Raw genomic sequence first — 18,311 nt, 5'->3', positions numbered from 1 at the left:
ATAAATTTTAATGAAGCTTTTTTCACCCGTGCATTGCCATGAAATTGGGCAGCGATCAAACAACGAGGATACCATTTACCCTTCAGTAGCGACAGAACATACCAGATTGTTTATAGTATGTGATGGTGTAGGTGGCCAAGCTAAAGGGGAAGTGGCCTCTTCGATGGTCTGTCGGGGTTTTTCCAACTACATCCTTGAAAACCCTATTGAGAACATTGAAGATGAAACTTATTTAACTTCTGCGCTTCAACAAGTAGAACTCAATATGGGCGACTATCTTGAAGCACATCCTGAAGCTACTGGAATGGCCAGCACATTAACGCTTTTACTAATTCCCGACAAGGAGGAAAAGGCTTTAATCGGCTGGGTTGGCGATAGTAGGGTATACCACATACGGGATGGTGAAATCCTTTTCCAGACCAAAGATCATTCTGTAGTACAAAGTATGGTAGACATGGGTGAAATTACTGAAGAGGAGGCGCAGACGCATCCCAAGCGGAATATTATTACCCGAGCGATAAATGGTGCCAATCCAACAAGGATTGATCAAAAAATAGTCTCAGAGGTGAAGAAAAATGATTTTTTCCTCTTGTGCACCGACGGTATTCTGGAAACCTTGACCAAAAAAGAGATTTTGGAATGGTTTAAATCGCAAGCATCAGCGGAGGAAATAAAATCAAAAATTCTTGCCTATGCCAAAGACGTTACCAAGGACAACTATTCCATGTATCTCGTTAAAATAGCGGAATAAGTCTTTTAAGGCTTTTAAAATTGCTTCCATCAGGAAACAGTTAAGCATTGAAACGCGTTTCAGTTTAATTTCAAATTACATGACCTGTCATCCTATAGAGGTCTTCGTCCTGAAATAATATTATATAAAACGGCAATAATGGCAATTACCAAAAGAATATGTATTAGGCTGCTTGTTCCAATTCCGGCTACAATGCCAAAGAATCCCAAAACCCATACAATAATGCAAATAACGGCTACTAGCCAGAGTAAAGCTCTCATAATCTTAGGTTTTTCTATTATACTTAGTAAAAGTATCTCATCCAAATGCTTTACATTGATGTGATGCAACTAATTCTTAACTCAAAAAGGCAAGGTTGGGGAACCTTGCCTTTTACCTATCGTATTCAAATTCAACTGTTAATAGTCCCAACGCTTTCTTCGCAGTAATACTTTAGCATAATCCCGAGCCAATTTTTCGTCGTAATCCTGATAAGAGCGTTGTGCCCATTCCAAAGCTAGGTCAGTATTTCCCAACACCTCATGGGCAACAGCAATATTATAGGCAGCTCTTCCCGCGGATTTGCTCGATGGATTATTGGCTATCTCTGTCCAGATTTCAATGGCCTCTTTCCAGTTGGCCACTTCGGTTCTTCTCCAACCTGCATCAAAAAGTCGTTTATCTCGTCCTCTACCTTTTTTAAACATATCGCGTCTCACCCTATAAAAACTTGGGAAAAATCGACTGGAATATTGAAGCCCTGCGTCATAAGCAGTTTCCGGAAGCGCAGAAAAAGGTAATGCTCCGTTCAACAAGTCGAAATCCATAAGATGGGTTTGCTGAAACTGATCTATAATGGTTTTACTGGCTGGATCGTACAATCTCCAGTAACTTTTTACATTGACACGAGCACCTCTTGGAATTTTTCCACTGGCTTTACCTGTTTGCAACACGGATGATACTTGCTCCATGGCGGCATTAAAAATAAAATCTGAATTGGAATCAAAATTTTCTAGAACCAAAAGAACGTCTGCTCCTGATTCATCACAGATTTCCCTTACTGTGTCCCAATTCAATAGTTCAGGAGTTTGTCGGGTTCCCGTACCATACAAACGTGTTTCAGAAGGTATCACTACTTTATAATGGCCTCTGTTCTGTATGCCATCAAAAATACCCTTTATAGCTTCATCGGAAGCCAATTTATCAGAGCCTGCAATCTCTCCCGTGGCAATGGATTCCAAAGTTTTGTTCGAGGCATCTTCTTCCTTGGTCAAAGACCGGTTAACGACTGCGATATCATCCATATCTTCCGGCAAAATTAATTGAGGATCTTGTGGATAATCCAAATTCACATATCCAGAACTGGCACATGAAGCCAGACTAATACAAACCAACAAAAAAGCGAAGTGTAGAGGTTTTTTCATAATAGTAAGAATTTGAGAATGAGAGTAAAACAACAAACATGCCAAAAAACATGTTTACTCAATTCCTTAATCCTTAAACGTTTATGAAACCCTTTTATTTTTAAGGGGTTACGCCTGATTTGAAAACAACCAGTGCTTTTAAGGTATTATCAGTCCATTAACCGTAATCGGGCAAATACCGGTAAATGATCGGAGGGATATCTGCAATCCTTGGAATCGCTCAAAATTGCACTCTTTAGTACCTCAACACGATCGGGAGATACAAAAATATAGTCTATTCTTCGCTCAACAGGTTTAGTGATATCAAAACCATTGAAAGTCCCATCAGGGCCAAAGGCGTTCTTCCCCGCGGCAATATGGGCATCTTCCATTTCTGTTAAGATAGCCTGAACGCCCCCACTTTCACTTTCCAGATTGAAATCACCTGTTACCACCACTGGATATCCACCAGTGTTCAACTCCTTTACTTTTTTTAGAATCAATTTGGAACTTTCTTCGCGTGCCTTTTCTCCAACATGGTCAAAATGGGTGTTGAATACCATGAATTTACTGCCGTCCTCCTTATTTTCAAAAAGTCCATAGGTACATATCCGCGGTAAGGCTGCATCCCATCCTTTGGATGGAACACCAGGCGTTTCAGAAAGCCAAAACGTACTTTCTTTCAAAACTTCTAGCTTATCTGTATTGTAGAAAATGGCCGTAAACTCACCCCTATCGTCCCCATGATCTCTACCCACACCAAAATAGGTGTAGTTGTCCATGCCTTCATCAATGGCCCGTAATTGATGTGCAAGTCCTTCTTGGGTGCCAAAGACATCAGGAGAATAAAAGTTAAGCTGCGAAATGAGAAAATCTTTCCGATTCTCCCAATGATTTGGCTTATCGTTGGGGTTGTCATATCGGATGTTATACGAAATAACATCTATCGTCTGGGCATTAGTGCCAAAAATTGCACTTAAAAGGCATAAGATCAAAAAGCTTCTTTTCATTGTTCTGTCACTTGATTATAGCCCTGCAAGCTATTCAATTTTTAACAGATTAAGGTTATCCTATCTTTATGTTCCTCATTGTCAATAGTGTGTCCTTTTAAAACCTAAAGTTGCTGTCATTTCCCAAATAAATTGTATTTTTCGCCCTGTAAATTACCTAAACGCCCTTAGGTATTTTATTCCAGAGCAACGACAATAAGGGCCCATGCCATAAGAATTGATAATTCTTACAAACAATGTATGCACGTTACTCTGAACCTAAATTTTCTTTATTTACACTTTTTACACTTCTTTTCTTAGTCGGATGTAGTTCCGAGAAAACTGAAAACCCTCATAGCACTTGGACACATTATGGCGGCTCTCCCGACCAGTCCAGATTTTTTGATGCTTCAGAAATCACCAAAGAAAATGTTCGTGACTTAGAGGTTGCATGGGTCTATCCCACTGGGGAGGAGTATAACTTTTTCAGTCCCATTGTAGCTGATTCCACCATGTATGTTCTTGGAAAAAACAGCTCCCTGATTGCCTTAAATGCCAGAACAGGCGAGGAAATTTGGATTCACGCCAACCTTAAGGGAATTACCAGAAGAGGAATCAATTATTGGGAAAGCGCCGATAAAAAGGACAAACGCTTAATCTTTACTTTAAACAGCTCCCTCCAGGCCATTGACGCCACCACAGGAAAATCCATCATGGATTTTGGAGAGGATGGCTATGTAGATTTAAGGAAAGATTTAGGTAGAGATCCAACAACCATCGTTCGGATTCAGGCCATGATGCCTGGCGTACTCTATGATGATTTGCTCATTTTGGGATCCTCAACAGGGGAAACGTATTTCTCACCACCTGGTCATATTAGAGCGTATAATGTAAAAACAGGAGAACTGGAATGGACATTTCATACCATTCCGCAACCCGGCGAGTTTGGATACGATACATGGCCCAAGGATGCCTATAAATATGTTGGCGGCACCAATGCGTGGAGTGAAATATCCGTTGACGTGGAGCGCGGTATCGCCTACATCCCTCTTGGTTCTCCCACCTATGATTACTATGGGGCAGACCGATTGGGGAGCAATCTTTTTGCCAATTCACTGGTTGCATTAGATGCACGGACCGGGGAACGCCTCTGGCATTATCAAACCATTCACCACGACCTTTGGGACTACGATCTTGCCAGTGCACCACAATTAATTACGGTTCAACGGGATGGAAAATCCATTGATGCTGTTTCCATTGCCACCAAAAACGGGTTCGTTTTTGTATTTGATCGGGTGACAGGTGAACCCGTCTTCCCTATTGAGGAAAAACCCTTTCCTCCTAGCAATATGCCTGGTGAAAAAGCATGGCCAACACAACCCATACCATCATTACCAGATTTCACCAGACATGAAGTCAATCTAGACAATCTTAATCCTTACTTTCCAGATAGCATAAAGAAGGCTTGGGTAAAACGTTTGGATTCCACAAAGTCCCAGCTATATCTTCCTCCATCCGACCAATATGAGATAGTTGCCATGCCCGGGGCACTGGGCGGGGTTAATTTCGGAAATACCGCTGGAAATCCAGACAAAGGAATGATGTACATCATGACTCAGGAATATGCCTCGACCTATCGACTAAACAAGGTGGAACCCCCCAAAGAAGATCTTTCCCAAAATGATGTAGAAAGGGTGGAAAACCTGTACAGTTCCACATGTATTGCCTGTCATGGTCAAAACATGGAGGGTGGCGCCGGACCATCACTATTGAATATTGGACACCACATGGCTTATGACGATTTTAAGGAAGTTGTAGTCAATGGCAAGGGTCAAATGCCAGGACTGGTGCATGTAGATGAAGAATCTTTGAAAGCACTGTTCAAATTTTTGGGTGGGAATCCCGTAAGTAGGCCTTTTAGAAGAGCAACTGCTGAAGAAAGCATGCCTGAAGGGCCAGTTGTTGCATCTGGAGGCGCGCCAATAAAACCTGATTTGCAAAGAGGGGCTCCCATGAGAGAATATCCCGAAGGTTCTGCCCATCCTGATGCCCAATACACCACAGAATATGGGCTGGATTGGCCTGCACTTATAGACCCACCTTGGTCATCGGTGGTCGCCTACGATCTTAATGAAGGTACTATTAAATGGCGAAAACCTGTAGGCATCGATTCACTTTATGCCAAAGGTGACCCGAGTAAAGGGGCCCCACAGGGGGTTCAGCGAAAAGGTATGGTCGTTACCTCAACAGGTTTGGTCTTTGCCACTGCCAAGGGTGCAAAATTATATGCCTTCGATCAGGAGACTGGGGAAACCTTGTGGGAGACCACAATGAACCATGAATCCAATGCACAGCCCAGTATGTATACTTTAAATGGAAAACAATATCTGGTAGTAAATGCAAATTCAAACTTTTTTCGAGGCACCTATGACCAATCCAAGAAACCCGGTGCTTTACCTAGGGGGTATGTGGTGTACGCTTTACCAGAGGAATAGTTCAGTCATCAATTGTTACACATTTGAATTTAAAACCAAAACATTCCAATAGCATGAGAGCACATATTGTAATCTTTTTAGTCATACTTACAGGCAGCCTTTCGGCACAGTCGATACAGAATCGTATCGTTCATAATGACCCATCCACCTATAGAGATTTAACCTCGGTACATGCAGGTGCGGGCAGTATGGGATTCACCGAGCTCATAGGCAGAAAAGAACTATCTTCCAATTTCCTGTACCTGCATACGGGTACTATTGCTGGTAAATCTGGAATTGGGCACCATTTTCATCACGATATTGAGGAAATGTATGTGCTGTTATCAGGAGAGGCCGAGTTTACCATTAATGGTAGAACCTCCAAAATAGAAGCTCCGGCCATTGTTCCTTGTAAAATGGGGGACTCGCATGCCATTTACAATGCTACGGACCAACCTGTGCAATGGCTCAATTTTGCGGTCAGCACGGTTAAAGGACGTGGAGGCGCTTTTGATTTGGGGGATGACCGCGTTGGAGCCACCCTAGATCCAATACCTGTCTTTGTTTCAGGAAAATTAGATAAAGCATTGCTCAAAACAGAAAGATCACCAATCACTGGAAAGGGAGTGTCTCATAGACGGATTCTGAATCCTACTGTCTTTACCACCGATTGGAACTCTGTGGACCATTTGACCATTCCCAAAGGCACCAAAACCAACCCGTACCAACTGGAAGGTATGGAAGCTGTTTACTACGTAATTAACGGCTCCGGAACGGTAACGGTTGATGGTAAGTCGGGAACATTCGGCAAGGACGATGCTTTTTTTGGAAGGGTTGGAGAACATATCACGTTCAACAATACTGGGAATGAGGAAGTGGAATTGTTAGCCATTGAAATCTCCGCTTCCAAAAAATGGAATATTAAAAGGCCATTAAAAGAGCCCAAAGCCATGGTTTTGGAGATGGATTTTGTGGTAGAAAAGAAAAATGCGCAAGCTTTTGAAGAAATGTACTATTCCATCTACGTACCCGCCATGATCGTACAGGACGGGTATTTAAGCTCAAAATTATTGCGACTTTATTCTCCCGATGAGGCCAAGGAAATCCAAGCAGAACCCACTACCTACAATTATCAAATCCTTATCTCTTTTGAAACTGAACAAAAAAGACGGAATTGGGTAGCGAGTGACCAGCATCAAATTGCGTGGCCTGCTGCAACTGCCTTGGCCAAAGAGTTCAAATGGCGCGGGTATTTTGTTATGGGTGACGATGAGCAATAGAACCCAGTTCCATTAAAAGATGGGGCATGCGCCAACTTGGTGGGCCATTTACAAATATTGTACAAAGCCTTCCATGTTGGTGCGTATCTTGTATACTTTGTCATAGCTCACCATATAAAGAGTTTTCATATCCTCACCCCCAAAACAAAGACTTACGGGAAAACTTGGCAAGTTGATCATACCTATATAATTTCCTTCGGAATTAAAAATCTGCACCCCATAATATGTGGCCACATAGATATTTCCCATCGTATCAATGGCCATTCCATCAGCACTTGATGATTTTCCTTTACGGTCCAAAACAGGTCCGGTAAGGAACAATTTGGCAAATTTGCGCCCGTTGGCAATGGTGCCATCCTCATTCACATCATAAGCCCATATAAAATTTTCTTTTTCACTGTCCACGGGGTACCACTCCTCGTCGTCATAACAATTGTTGATGTAAAGTGTCTTTCCATCCGGAGATAAAAGAATTCCATTGGGCATGGCAAATTCGTTGGGCTCCACCAATCGTTTTACCTCATTGCCATCAGGTGTGATGTAGTACACCCCCCTGCCTGGCTGAGACTTTTCGGATTCCATTGTAAATTGTGGGTCGGTGAAGTAAATACCACCCTTGCCATCAGTGATGATGTCATTGGGCCCGTCAATGGGTTTTCCATCATACGAATCAGCAATAACGCGAACAACTTTACCCTCAGTGGTCATCTCCAGCACCCGATGCCCCATCATATCACATACAAGCAAGTTTCCATTTTTGTACGGATATAATCCATTGGCCTGCATTTTACCTTTGGTAATAGTACGGTAAGAACCGTCTGGGTCCAGTTCCACAATGGAGCTTTGGGCAGGGTCACCGTTCCAATTTTGGTCAAAATACATATTGGAAAAATAGACCTTCCCATTCAACCATTTTGGTCCTTCACTAAAGTATAATTTGGGTTCCGTCTTGGAGCCATCCACCAATAATTCCGGTTTTGCATCCTCTGGAATGATTTTGTGATAGGCCTGTAGAGAAGCCTTGTTCTTTTCCAAGTAATCGTTGCGCACAGGCCAGAAAATGTCCAAGACATCAGAACCCACATCGCTTACCGAAGCACTGTGCACCATATTGCCAGGCACTAAAAGGGCATCCATGACATCCATAGCCACAGATGTATCCATAGCTTTTCCAGACAATTTTCCGCGCAACACATAGGTAATCTGCTCCTGCGGGTGAATGTGCGGTGGCGATTCGATAAGGGGGTCCATGGCAACAAAACTCAGCTGCATGTTTCTGCCAGAAATGATTCGGGCATGGGCCCCTTCTCCAATCTTTGTGAATTGAATGTCATAAAAGTCATACACCTTTCCGGGTTCAATGTTTGGTGGATACATTTCTTCTAAATCTTTCAAGCTTGAAGGCAAGTTTTCCACGCCTGCTTTTTCCAGATAATCCAAACGATAAGGGCTATAAATTTCCATGATTTTAGCTCCATCAGCTCCCGCTTTGATAGCGCTTACACTCCCTTTTTCCAAGAACACAAAATCCGTTCTTGGGGTAACACTGTGGGTCCCATCTGGTTCTTCTCGTTCACGGGAAATCATAGGAACAAACTCCCCGTTGATTAATTGTTCAATGGTACCGTCCATTACAAAAAGAAAACGGTCTGCAGGTAATTCTTCCTCTTCCACGGTGGCATTTGGTTCCAAATCCAGAACACTTGTAAGGGTTCCTTTTGACCAAAAAACCGTACCACTGACGCCGGGTTGAATTTCTAAAGGATTTAAATCTCCAAGATTTACCGCCTCCCCTATTTTAAGGTTCGGGGCGATGTCATTCTCTGGTAAATCAGATAAATTTCTTACCTCCAACTCATGCTGCGAAATCAGTTCTTGGTTTTTTGCAGACCATTTTGGAGTATTGGAATTTTTGCATGCTGAAAAGATGGTCAGTGCAGTCACGGGCACCAACAATGCACGCAAATTCATTACGAATAAGCTTTTCATTGTACTCAGATTTTGATTTTGATTTTAACTACACTTGTGAAATTACGGATTTTATCATAACTCTTATGCTCCAAAGTAAAGTCCTCCGACTTTAATTTCTCATTTAGCACATAAATTAATTGGCGGCCAGCATCAAGTCAAAAACAAAGACTAATTCTCTATTTACACTTGTGGGACTTTTGAGATGATTTTACGCAAAATTTGCCTCCTTTACTTCCAAGACATTAATTTATTACCCAATACCTATACTATATTATCCATAAAATTGCATGAATGGAAAAATGTTAGTACTTTTTTACAAAGCAACTGATAAAGACCTCCGAACATGAAAATTTTACCTTTTAAAATTCCAAAACCAGAGCAAGAAGCTCTGGTGTACCAAGAAGATTCTGGCATTCTTTTTTACGACAAGCTTCATCAGCATGAAGAAATTCAGATAAGTTATATTGTTTCGGGCGAAGGCTCCATTGTGGTGGGTGATACCATTAGTGACTTTAAAGCCAATGACATTCTTGTAATCGGTGAAAACGTTCCCCATGTTTTTAGGAGCGATTCCAAGACCTCGGCCAAATCTGTTATGTATACCTTGTTCTTTACCAAGGAGTCTTTTGGGAAAGAATTCTTTACCCTTTCTGATATGACACGGCTTCAGAATTTTTTTGAAGAGTCTGGATATGGTATGAAAATACTCTCCCAGAACGATAGGCTCACTTTACTTTTCGACAGCTTAAAAAATCAAAGTCGTATACAGCGGATTGCCACCCTTTTGAATATACTGGACATCATGATTTCTTCGGAAAAACAACCCTTGTCAACCTTTGTATACCGCAAAAAATATACTGAAGATGAAGGAAACCGAATGAATAATGTAATTGACTACGCACTGAGTAATTTTCACGAACCCTTCTCTTTGGAAATGGTAGCTGAAAAGGCCAACATGAGCAAGAATGCCTTTTGCCGATATTTTAAAAAACGTACCAACAAGACCTTTTTCCAATTTTTGATAGAAATTAGAATTGAGCATGCTTGTCGTTTGCTCTTTAAGGATAATGATTTACCCATCTCAGAAGTTTCTGAGCAGTGCGGTTTTTTGAACATTGCCAATTTTAATCGCAAGTTCAAGGAGCTTAAAGGTGTTACCCCTACCCAATACAGAAAGTTTACCATTGAAAAATGGAGGGACAGATACTCTAAATCTGCCTAAGCATAAGTTTTCTGACCAGAAAAACCTCCACATTTTTGGATAGCTCCCTAAGCCATTCATAATGGGGCAATACTAATAACCAAGATTTATGCTCGTGCCCAATTATGGTTTTGGAGGATCATAGAACTTCCATTTGGCTTTGTAATTCTTGTTAATTTTCTGATTGGTCATAATGGCTTTGATCATCTCAACCGGCATGGCGTTCATGGTAATAATCCTGTCGTGGAATTCTTTGTTGGTCATTTTGCCACTATCAACAAGCTCTTGATGTAAAGCGTAGAACTGACGGCCTCCAGTAAGGTATGCTAATTGATACAATGGAGGATAATTGCCCACAAAGGAACGTCTAACCTCACCTTCGGCATTGGCACGCTCATGTCCAACACGATCTACCAAGAAATCGATACATTCTTGTGGTGTCCATTTACCCAAATGATAATTCAATGAGAAAATAATACGTGCACAACGGTGCATATGCCAGAACAACATTCCTATACGATCCTCAGGACCTTTGGGAAATCCTTTGTCCCACAATAAAAGCTCCCAGTACAAAGCCCAACCTTCGGTCCAAAATGGTGTGCGGAAATTACGGTAGGTACGGTGACGGTTGTTCATAAAACCTTGAAGATTATGGCCCGCAATCAATTCGTGGTGTACCGTTGCCATGGAAAAGTGAGGATTGTTACCACGCATACTCATCATGCGTTGCTCATAGGACATCTCATCCGTAGGGTATGATATGCTAATAGAGGTCCCACCAGTAAAAAATGGATTCACCAATTGACGCTCAGGAGACATCATTCCCATGCCCCAAACTTCTTCAGCCAATGGTGGAACAGTGATCAAATCGTTCTTTTTTAAGAAGTCAATGGCTTCGTTATAAAGTCGTAAGATCAACTCGGGTTGTTTTCCTGGCTCAACGTAGGCGTTCTTTACTTTTTCTTGGGCCGCTTTCCAGTCATTGCCAAATCCCATTTCTTGTGATGCTTTTAGAAGTTCGGCATCGCACCAAGCAAATTCTTCATTGGCCAACTCTATCAATTCTTCGGGAGTATAGTCAATCATTTCATACTCCAATTGTTTCATCAACTCTTCCCTACCTACTGGATTCCCCACAATACCGCTTTCATCAACAGGTTTTCCTTTATTGACCTTATTTTTGAACGCTTCGGAATAGGCATCGAAGCCTTTACCCATCTCATCATAAATCTTGGGTATCCACCAAGTAAAAAGTGGGTCGTATCCGTTGTAAAATGTGTAGATGCTTTCTGCGGAGTTTTTCAAGTCGTCGATGACTCTAACTGCCTCTTCTACCTCATCTTTACCCAAGGACGGTGTGCTCTCAAGCTTTGTTTGCAAGCTCGCCATTTGTTCCACAACTGAATTCCAGTCCTTAGCCATCTTTGTAGCATCTGGCTGATAACCTCTTCGACGAGCTTTTAAATAGGAATATATATGGTCTGAAAAGGGAAACCATTTTTTAATTTTTTGATAAACAGCTTCTTGCTCTTTTGCCTCGGCATTCTCCTTTTCCAAGTCTCTTTTGAACAATACATAATCGGCCTTACACTCCTGTGGCAAAGCATTGAAGTCCAATTGTTCTAATTTGGCTAAATAGTCGTTTCGCAATTTGGTCATTCTTTCCCTTCGTTCTGGGGAACCTCCGGGATCGTTTGTTCTTCCCCAGTAACCGCGGGATGCAGGTGCATAAAAACGAACTAACGAACTGTAATCCGCACTGTATTTGGTCATTAAATCTGGCATTTCCTCGCATGGCACATATAGTGCTTCTTGTTTTGCCTGTGCATTTAAAGACCATGGGATTGACCCTATCATTAAAATTGAATACGCAATCCATAAAATTCTTTTAGTTCTCATTCCGCTAGTTAGTTTGATATTAGAATTATGCCGAAGCCTGTAAAAATGATTCATTGAAAATTATCAATTGAGTCATTTTGGGTATTTCAGATAACTTACATTGAATTAAAACACCTTAAAGGTATTGCACATTGAGGCCGTTCCATAATATCATCTTAACAGTAATTGATATTATGTTGTCTAATGTGGTCTGTGTTCATCTATTTGGCATTGAACCCATTAACCCAAACTTGTTGTGTTGGCTTCAAAACACATGTATGTATAAAATCTTATGTACCGTGCATCACCGATTTTCTCGCATTAAAGTGTTGCTTCGTTGATTGAACTCCAGAGGATTCAGGATTTTGGCCAACCAAACTAAAAAGGGGTGCAATATGAATTGATTTGGGGGTAAGGCTTTCTTTTCCAATAAATCAACATGCTTTTTTCATCTTTTTTGTGATGGGAAACGATTGTTATTGTCCCAGCTCACGAACCTCAAAAGCGGTTAATTCATGGTATTCAAATCGGGCAGTGATTTCAATGGGATTACAACAGACCTCACAATCTTCCACATAGGTTTGGTCAGACACGGAGCTATCCAACAGAAAAGATATCTCTTCCCAGCAATAAGGGCATTGAAAAAAGTGTTCGAACACAGCCTATAGTTCGGTGTTAAGTAATTGTCCTGTTAATTGAAGTAATTGGAGCTCAGCCAATTTCGCATTGTATTTTGCCAAATTCTTACTCGTTTTGGCATTTAAAAGATTGATTTGCGCCTGACGAAGCTCAACAGAGGTGATTTGACCCAACTTATATCTTTCGTTAGAACGCTCATAATTATTTGTCGCCGTAATCACATTATTCTCCTGAAGGCGATAAATGTTAAGCCGATTGATGTAGTTTCCCTTTGCATTGGCAATATCGCGCCGTACTTCCTGTTTTAATTGCTCTTGCAATAGATCTTGGGAATCCAATAGAATTTTGGCGTTCTTGATTTGCGTTACACCTCTTCCACCATCAAACAAGTCCCAAGTTAAGCTGGCCCCTAAACCAAAGGAATAGGTTGTATTATTGACCCCTGGAAAGAAGGCAGATGCAGCACTTTGGTTTAAATTCCATCCGTAAGAGCCATTCAAGCCAATGGTCGGAAGAAAAACCGACTTAGCGGACTTTAATGAATAATCGTTAATGGTCATATTGGATTCAGCTTGAAGTAGGCGAACGTTGTTTGCCTCAGCATTTTCCATAATGTCATCAAGCAAAAGCGGCTCAACAAACGTAATTGTGGTATCCACCGAAAAATTATTTTCTAGTTCCCGGTTCAATACCACATTTAGATCCCGTTTTGTGTTCTCCAGCAATTGGCGCTCGTTCATTAAACTGATACTGTCATTTACCAAATCGACCTCAGCGTTCAATACGTCCAATTTATTGTTTTGTCCATAATCAAAGGCGTATTCAGCCCTTTGCAACCGCTCTGAAGTATTTTGATAGGTTTCCTCCAAAACCTCTATATTCTCGGTAATCCTAGCTACCTCATAGTACACAGAGAACATTTGCACGATTGTGGTTTCAATGGTTTCTCTGGCTTGTAGCTCGCTTAGCTGATATTGCTCTTTTAACGCTTTATAGTCATAATACCTTCCCAAACCATCAAATAAGGTGTAGTTGAGATTCAATCCGGCATTATAGCGTTGACTTTCTGCCTGATTGATTTCCAAATCCTCGCGGGGAGAACCATCGTCATTGAACTGACCGGGAAATTCAATTACACTGTCATCTCGATTGTAATCAGCTCCTGCATTGGCCGTGAGCGTCGGTAAAAATCCTGAATTCAGGACACTTTTATTGTTTTCAGCCACGGCAACCTGGTTCTTTGCGATCAAAATGCCAAAATTATTCTCCAAGACCAGTTTTGTTGCCTCATCCTTGGATAATTTGTCCAATTGGGCATTGGCAGATGCCGCCAGTATTACAAGTAATATGGTGACAAACGCTTTAGTGTACCCCATGTTCTTCCAACTTTATTTCTTTAACGGCCCGCTCCACTTCTTTTGGAGCTACTTTTTTTCCGGTAAACAGCCATTTGGAACCTACCTTGATGTTATTGCTGATGGAAAGTAAGACCGGTAACATTAACAGCGTTAAGAATGTGGCCATGGCAATTCCGTAAGAAATAGAAATGGCCATGGGTTTTAAAAACTGTGCCTGACGACTTTTTTCCAAAAGTAAGGGCGCCAATCCCGCAATGGTGGTTAATGAGGTCAAGAATATGGCCCTAAACCTCGATTTTCCGGCCATTAATATAGCTTCAGCGTAGCTACTTCCCTCTTTTAAATAGCTATTGAATTTCCCGATGAGCACCAATCCATCATTCACCATTATTCCTACAAGTGCTATAATACCCAACATGGACAATACATTTATAGGAAAACCATGGATGAAATGTCCCCAACCTACCCCGATTAAACTAAATGGAATCATCAATAGCAGTAAGAAAGGCTGACTATAACTTCTAAAGGTGAATGCAATTACCGCATAAATTAAAAATATGACCACAGGGAATACCTTTCCTGCGGAAGCAGAGAGTTTTCCCGCCTCCCTGTTTTGTCCTTCATACGATACTTTTACCGTTGAGTAAATGGACTGTATTTCTGGAACAATGCTGTTTCGAATACTTTCAAGAATGTCCGTGGTACTTTGGTTGGGGTCTTTTAAATCCGCTTCCACACGAATTTCACGAACACCATTCAAGTGTTGAATGGATTCGTCTCCGCGCTCCACATAGTAATCAGCAATCTCAGCCAATGGCACCCTGCTTCCATCTGGTGTAATGATGCGCATTTTATCTAGATTGTCCACTGAAGACCGATTTTCAGCGGTATATCTAACCCAAACCTTGATTTCATCCTGTCCGCGTTGAAAACGTTGCGCCTGAAATCCAAAAAATCCAGCCCGTACCTGACCAATTACATCTTGTAGATCCATGCCCAAGGCATAGGCATTTTCTTTGAGTTGTAGTCGTATCTCCTTGATTCCTTCTGGGTCGGTGTCCACTACATCCTTCAGCAACGTATTTTTCTCAAGCTCTGCCCGAAGCATATCTTTAGCCCCTTTGAGTTCTTCAGTATTGTTGCTCAATAGAGATACTGATATTGGGGCACCTCCAAAATTCCCTCCAGAACCAAAGGTCAGCCGCTCTACACCATACACCAGTCCAACCGTATCCCTGATATTGTTTGAAATCAAAAAGGATTCAAAATCCCTTTCCTCCCCAGGCAGCAGGTTTACATCCAAGGATGCCTTGTTCGTACCCGGTCCGACTCTTTTGATAATATTTTCGACCACGGGTTTATTGTCAGTTTGCATTTTGGTAAACTTCTCGTTCACTTTCCATGCATTTTCCTCAACCATGGTTATGATGGAATCCGTAATTCTTGGATTGGTGCCCTCGGGCATCAATAGATCAATGGAGACGCGATCACTGGCGATACTCGGGAAAATTGTGGTTCCTATGATTCCACCTCCAATGGAACCGATAGTCAACACCAACAGTACCGCAAAAATGGCGAACCCGAATATTTGGTTTCTCAGAAAGAATTTGAGCGTGGGGCCGTACCACTTATCCCTCATGTATTCCATAATGCGATCTCCATATTTGTTGATGGAGCGCATCTTGGCAAAAAACTTTTTGATCCCATTTTCCTCTTTGGCCTTGTCTTCATCCAAAGGGACCAAAGCTTTTGAATGCGCAATGTGCGCCGGCAGTATTATCAGGGCCTCAAACAAGGAAACCACCAATGTAATGATAACTACCGTGGAGACTTCGGCAAAAAACTCCCCTATTCTACTATCCAAAAACAGGAAGGTGGAAAATGCCAAGACCGTGGTTAAAATAGCGGATAATATGGGAGGCATTACTTCAATGGTGCCATCAACGGCTGCATTCACCCTTGATTTCCCCTTTTCATAATGTTGATAGATATTTTCGGCAATTACAATACCGTCGTCCACCAAAATACCGATTACGATGATCATTCCAAAAAGCGAAAGTACGTTTATGGTAACATCAAAAGTACCCGCAAAAATGAACATCCCCAGAAAAGATATGGGAAGGCCAAAGGCTACCCAAAAAGCCAATCGGGTGTTCAGAAATACAGAAAGGAATGCAAGTACCAAAATAATCCCGACCACCGCATTTTCAGATAGGAGTTGCGTACGTTGCTTTAAGGTGGTGGAGGAATCCGAAACAACATCGAGCCTAACATTGTTATACTTTTGATTGAATTCCTCAATATAGGCATTGACCTTGTCCGCAGTGGGAATTAAATCTTCACTGTTGGTGTTATTGATGGTTACCCTTACAGCGAGATTGCCGTTAAAATAAAGTGCGTTGGGGTTCTCCGCAAAACGGTCCCGTACCTCAGCTACATCACCCAATCGTATTTTACTTCCGTTGGGTTGTGCTTTTAAGATGATGTTATTCAAGGCATCCCCATAGTAGGAACGATTGTTCACACGAATCAAATATTCCTCTGAATCCGTTTTGATATTTCCCCCTGTAACCAACAGATTGTTGCTGGCCACGGCTTGTGCAACTTCATTAAAGCTTAGATTATAGGCCAAAAGGTCCAACTCGCGTACCGCTATCTCAATTTCTTCCTCAGGAAACCCTGTAATCTCCACTTTGGACAAACCCTCAAAACCCCTGAGATCATCTTCAACATCCCTTGCAATGCTCTTGAGCGTGGCCAAGGACACATTTTCTCCACTCACCGTGAAATTAATAGTTTCACGGACAGCTTCCTGTTTCCCTACAATCAATGGTTCCATGCCAACAGGAAACGTGGGTACTTGGTCCACGGCATTTTTTACCTCTAGCAGCATGAAATCTATGTCGTAGCCTTTTAAGATTTCAACAGTAATATTTCCTCCATTTTCCCTGGAGGTGGAAGTGACCCTATCTATCCCCTCTATTCCTTTTAGGTTATCTTCAATTTTTATGACAATACCTTCTTCAATTTCTTGTGGTGCTGCTCCAGGGTAGGTTACATTAATGGTGATTATTTTGGAGTCGACAAGTGGAAAAAAGGAAGATCGTAACCGCAAGGCCCCAATAACCCCAAAAATGACGAAAGCCAGTATGATCACGTTTACCGCTACCCCGTACTTAATAAAATATTGAATGACTCTTCTCATTGATCTAAGGCTGTATTTTGAGGCGTGTTGGCATTCCTTCTGCTTCGATCACCTATGCGAATGACCATGCCTGGGTAAGCTCCTGGCACTGGTTCTGCCAACAATGCCGTTCCATCTTGTAGGCCCTTCAAGATCACGTTCTTTTCTGTAAAATAAATAGGGGTTACTTTTTGAACATCCAATATGGAGTCTTTGACCACAAAGACCTCATTGTCATCCAATAATAGTTTTCTTGGCACTTCAATGGCATTTTCTTCTTCCTTAGCGTTCACGGATGCCTTTAAATACATACCTTCTTTTAAGTCCTCCGCCTTTACTTCAACAAAAGCACTTACCGTTTGGGTTTCTGGATTTACGCGTCCATTGACCCGTACCACCGTTCCATTCCATTTTTGGGTTCCTTCCAAATTGCTCAGTTCCACGGGCTCACCCACCTCTAATAAATTTCCGTAGGTTTTGGTTATGGCAACTTCCAGTTCGTAGGTACTGGGGTCTATAAACTCTCCAAGCTTTTGTCCATTTCTAACCAAGGTTCCCTCATTTACCAAAGCTTGAGTCAAAATGCCATCAAAAGGCGCCCTAATTTGAAATTTGGACAAACGGTTTTCTAAATTTTTGATATTGTAATAACTGGACACAATCCCTCTTCCGTTGATAAAATAATTTTCTTTGTCGGATGACATTTCTGGAAGCTCGGGCAATACTTTGTTCACATCCAAACTATTTAAATAATTACGCCACTTTGGTGCTACTTCGGGAAAATCGAGGTTTAAATCGGGAATGGTTGCCGCCAAAAGATTGTAGAACTCGCTTTTTTGCGCCTTTACAGAGGAGTAAAATTCAGTATCGTCTAAACGAAGTAAGCTCTGCCCCTTTTTAAACAACTGCCCTGGTTTAAAGGGTTTGGAACTTGACCGGAGAACTCCCTGCACTTCAGAATACAGTTCTACTCTATTTTTGGCAACAAGGTTTCCATTGGATTCAATTATTATGGGAACGGATGTATTTTGAACGGAATCTACAAAAACGGTTTTTATGGATCGTTGCACCTGCGACTGAGGTCTTTTTTTATTGGCAATGATCTGTTTCGCCACAAAAAAAGATAACAATATGAGAACGACCCCCAAAATGGAAAGTAGAATTTTACGCATGTTTCGGAAAATTAGTCCATGCAAAGCTATTC

Annotated in this window: 13 protein-coding genes; 4 read left to right on the top strand and 9 right to left on the bottom strand. The window is 41.6% G+C overall.

The genetic code is table 11. The features are described 5' to 3' along the window. Nucleotides 1–10: 10 nt before the first annotated feature. Nucleotides 11–751, top strand: a complete 741-nt coding sequence (locus tag ACFOWS_RS13385) for a PP2C family protein-serine/threonine phosphatase (RefSeq protein ID WP_379765346.1) — start codon at nucleotides 11–13, stop codon at nucleotides 749–751. Nucleotides 752–843: 92 nt separating this feature from the next. Here ACFOWS_RS13385 and ACFOWS_RS13380 read toward each other — a convergent pair whose 3' ends face one another. The 3 genes from ACFOWS_RS13380 to ACFOWS_RS13370 form a co-directional block, all read right to left on the bottom strand. Continuing rightward, the gene (locus ACFOWS_RS13380; RefSeq protein ID WP_366587468.1) at nucleotides 844–1,011 is read right to left on the bottom strand and encodes a lmo0937 family membrane protein; all 168 of its coding nucleotides are present in this window, start codon (nucleotides 1,009–1,011) and stop codon (nucleotides 844–846) included. Nucleotides 1,012–1,149: 138 nt separating this feature from the next. Further along, a complete protein-coding gene (locus tag ACFOWS_RS13375; RefSeq protein WP_379765342.1) occupies nucleotides 1,150–2,154 on the bottom strand; it encodes a DUF6340 family protein in 1,005 nt (334 codons plus the stop codon). Nucleotides 2,155–2,303: 149 nt separating this feature from the next. Further along, on the bottom strand, nucleotides 2,304–3,143 hold the full coding sequence (locus ACFOWS_RS13370; RefSeq protein WP_379765339.1) for an endonuclease/exonuclease/phosphatase family protein: 840 nt from the start codon (nucleotides 3,141–3,143) through the stop codon (nucleotides 2,304–2,306). A gap of 236 nt (nucleotides 3,144–3,379) precedes the next feature. Here ACFOWS_RS13370 and ACFOWS_RS13365 point away from each other — a divergent pair, with 236 nt between their 5' ends. Then, on the top strand, nucleotides 3,380–5,617 hold the full coding sequence (locus ACFOWS_RS13365; RefSeq protein WP_379765336.1) for an outer membrane protein assembly factor BamB family protein: 2,238 nt from the start codon (nucleotides 3,380–3,382) through the stop codon (nucleotides 5,615–5,617). Nucleotides 5,618–5,670: 53 nt separating this feature from the next. After that, complete coding sequence (locus ACFOWS_RS13360) at nucleotides 5,671–6,876, top strand: cupin domain-containing protein (RefSeq protein ID WP_379765333.1); 1,206 nt, start codon at nucleotides 5,671–5,673, stop codon at nucleotides 6,874–6,876. A gap of 48 nt (nucleotides 6,877–6,924) precedes the next feature. On the opposite strand, the gene ACFOWS_RS13355 is transcribed toward ACFOWS_RS13360, so the two are convergent. Continuing rightward, the gene (locus ACFOWS_RS13355) at nucleotides 6,925–8,865 is read right to left on the bottom strand and encodes an SMP-30/gluconolactonase/LRE family protein (protein WP_379765330.1); all 1,941 of its coding nucleotides are present in this window, start codon (nucleotides 8,863–8,865) and stop codon (nucleotides 6,925–6,927) included. 325 nt (nucleotides 8,866–9,190) lie between these two features. Between ACFOWS_RS13355 and ACFOWS_RS13350 the strand changes: the two genes are divergently transcribed. Next, a complete protein-coding gene (locus ACFOWS_RS13350) occupies nucleotides 9,191–10,069 on the top strand; it encodes an AraC family transcriptional regulator (RefSeq protein WP_379765327.1) in 879 nt (292 codons plus the stop codon). Nucleotides 10,070–10,171: 102 nt separating this feature from the next. Here the strand turns inward: ACFOWS_RS13350 and ACFOWS_RS13345 are convergent, their stop codons facing one another. The 5 genes from ACFOWS_RS13345 to ACFOWS_RS13325 all read right to left on the bottom strand — a co-directional run bounded on the left by ACFOWS_RS13345 (nucleotide 10,172) and on the right by ACFOWS_RS13325 (nucleotide 18,279). Next, a complete protein-coding gene (locus ACFOWS_RS13345) occupies nucleotides 10,172–11,947 on the bottom strand; it encodes a DUF885 family protein (protein ID WP_379765324.1) in 1,776 nt (591 codons plus the stop codon). Nucleotides 11,948–12,402: 455 nt separating this feature from the next. Next, nucleotides 12,403–12,585, bottom strand: a complete 183-nt coding sequence (locus ACFOWS_RS13340) for a CPXCG motif-containing cysteine-rich protein (RefSeq protein WP_379765322.1) — start codon at nucleotides 12,583–12,585, stop codon at nucleotides 12,403–12,405. Nucleotides 12,586–12,588: 3 nt separating this feature from the next. Next, nucleotides 12,589–13,941 carry a TolC family protein gene (locus tag ACFOWS_RS13335; protein ID WP_379765320.1) on the bottom strand — a complete coding sequence of 451 codons (1,353 nt, stop codon included), beginning with the start codon at nucleotides 13,939–13,941 and terminating at the stop codon, nucleotides 12,589–12,591. Further along, the gene (locus tag ACFOWS_RS13330) at nucleotides 13,928–17,128 is read right to left on the bottom strand and encodes an efflux RND transporter permease subunit (RefSeq protein WP_366587449.1); all 3,201 of its coding nucleotides are present in this window, start codon (nucleotides 17,126–17,128) and stop codon (nucleotides 13,928–13,930) included. The genes ACFOWS_RS13335 and ACFOWS_RS13330 overlap by 14 nt, the downstream gene beginning before the upstream one ends. Further along, nucleotides 17,125–18,279: an efflux RND transporter periplasmic adaptor subunit gene (locus tag ACFOWS_RS13325; protein WP_366587447.1), complete on the bottom strand. Its 1,155-nt coding sequence runs from the start codon at nucleotides 18,277–18,279 to the stop codon at nucleotides 17,125–17,127. The genes ACFOWS_RS13330 and ACFOWS_RS13325 overlap by 4 nt, the downstream gene beginning before the upstream one ends. Nucleotides 18,280–18,311 lie beyond the last annotated feature (32 nt).

The sequence above is a fragment of the Flagellimonas marina genome (genome assembly GCF_042651185.1).
Taxonomy (GTDB): domain Bacteria; phylum Bacteroidota; class Bacteroidia; order Flavobacteriales; family Flavobacteriaceae; genus Flagellimonas; species Flagellimonas marina.
Note: the sequence above shows the minus strand (reverse complement) of the source record. Positions and strands in the feature narration are given on the sequence as shown.

Bases quoted from the DNA above. Each gene is read 5' to 3' on its own strand.
- ACFOWS_RS13350 (WP_379765327.1), top strand. From the start codon at position 9,191: ATGAAAATTTTACCTTTTAAAATTCCAAAACCAGAGCAAGAAGCTCTG.
- ACFOWS_RS13385 (WP_379765346.1), top strand. From the start codon at position 11: ATGAAGCTTTTTTCACCCGTGCATTGCCATGAAATTGGGCAGCGATCA.
- ACFOWS_RS13360 (WP_379765333.1), top strand. From the start codon at position 5,671: ATGAGAGCACATATTGTAATCTTTTTAGTCATACTTACAGGCAGCCTT.
- ACFOWS_RS13375 (WP_379765342.1), bottom strand. From the start codon at position 2,154: ATGAAAAAACCTCTACACTTCGCTTTTTTGTTGGTTTGTATTAGTCTG.
- ACFOWS_RS13335 (WP_379765320.1), bottom strand. From the start codon at position 13,941: ATGGGGTACACTAAAGCGTTTGTCACCATATTACTTGTAATACTGGCG.
- ACFOWS_RS13330 (WP_366587449.1), bottom strand. From the start codon at position 17,128: ATGAGAAGAGTCATTCAATATTTTATTAAGTACGGGGTAGCGGTAAAC.
- ACFOWS_RS13370 (WP_379765339.1), bottom strand. From the start codon at position 3,143: ATGAAAAGAAGCTTTTTGATCTTATGCCTTTTAAGTGCAATTTTTGGC.
- ACFOWS_RS13365 (WP_379765336.1), top strand. From the start codon at position 3,380: ATGTATGCACGTTACTCTGAACCTAAATTTTCTTTATTTACACTTTTT.
- ACFOWS_RS13325 (WP_366587447.1), bottom strand. From the start codon at position 18,279: ATGCGTAAAATTCTACTTTCCATTTTGGGGGTCGTTCTCATATTGTTA.
- ACFOWS_RS13345 (WP_379765324.1), bottom strand. From the start codon at position 11,947: ATGAGAACTAAAAGAATTTTATGGATTGCGTATTCAATTTTAATGATA.
- ACFOWS_RS13380 (WP_366587468.1), bottom strand. From the start codon at position 1,011: ATGAGAGCTTTACTCTGGCTAGTAGCCGTTATTTGCATTATTGTATGG.
- ACFOWS_RS13355 (WP_379765330.1), bottom strand. From the start codon at position 8,865: ATGAAAAGCTTATTCGTAATGAATTTGCGTGCATTGTTGGTGCCCGTG.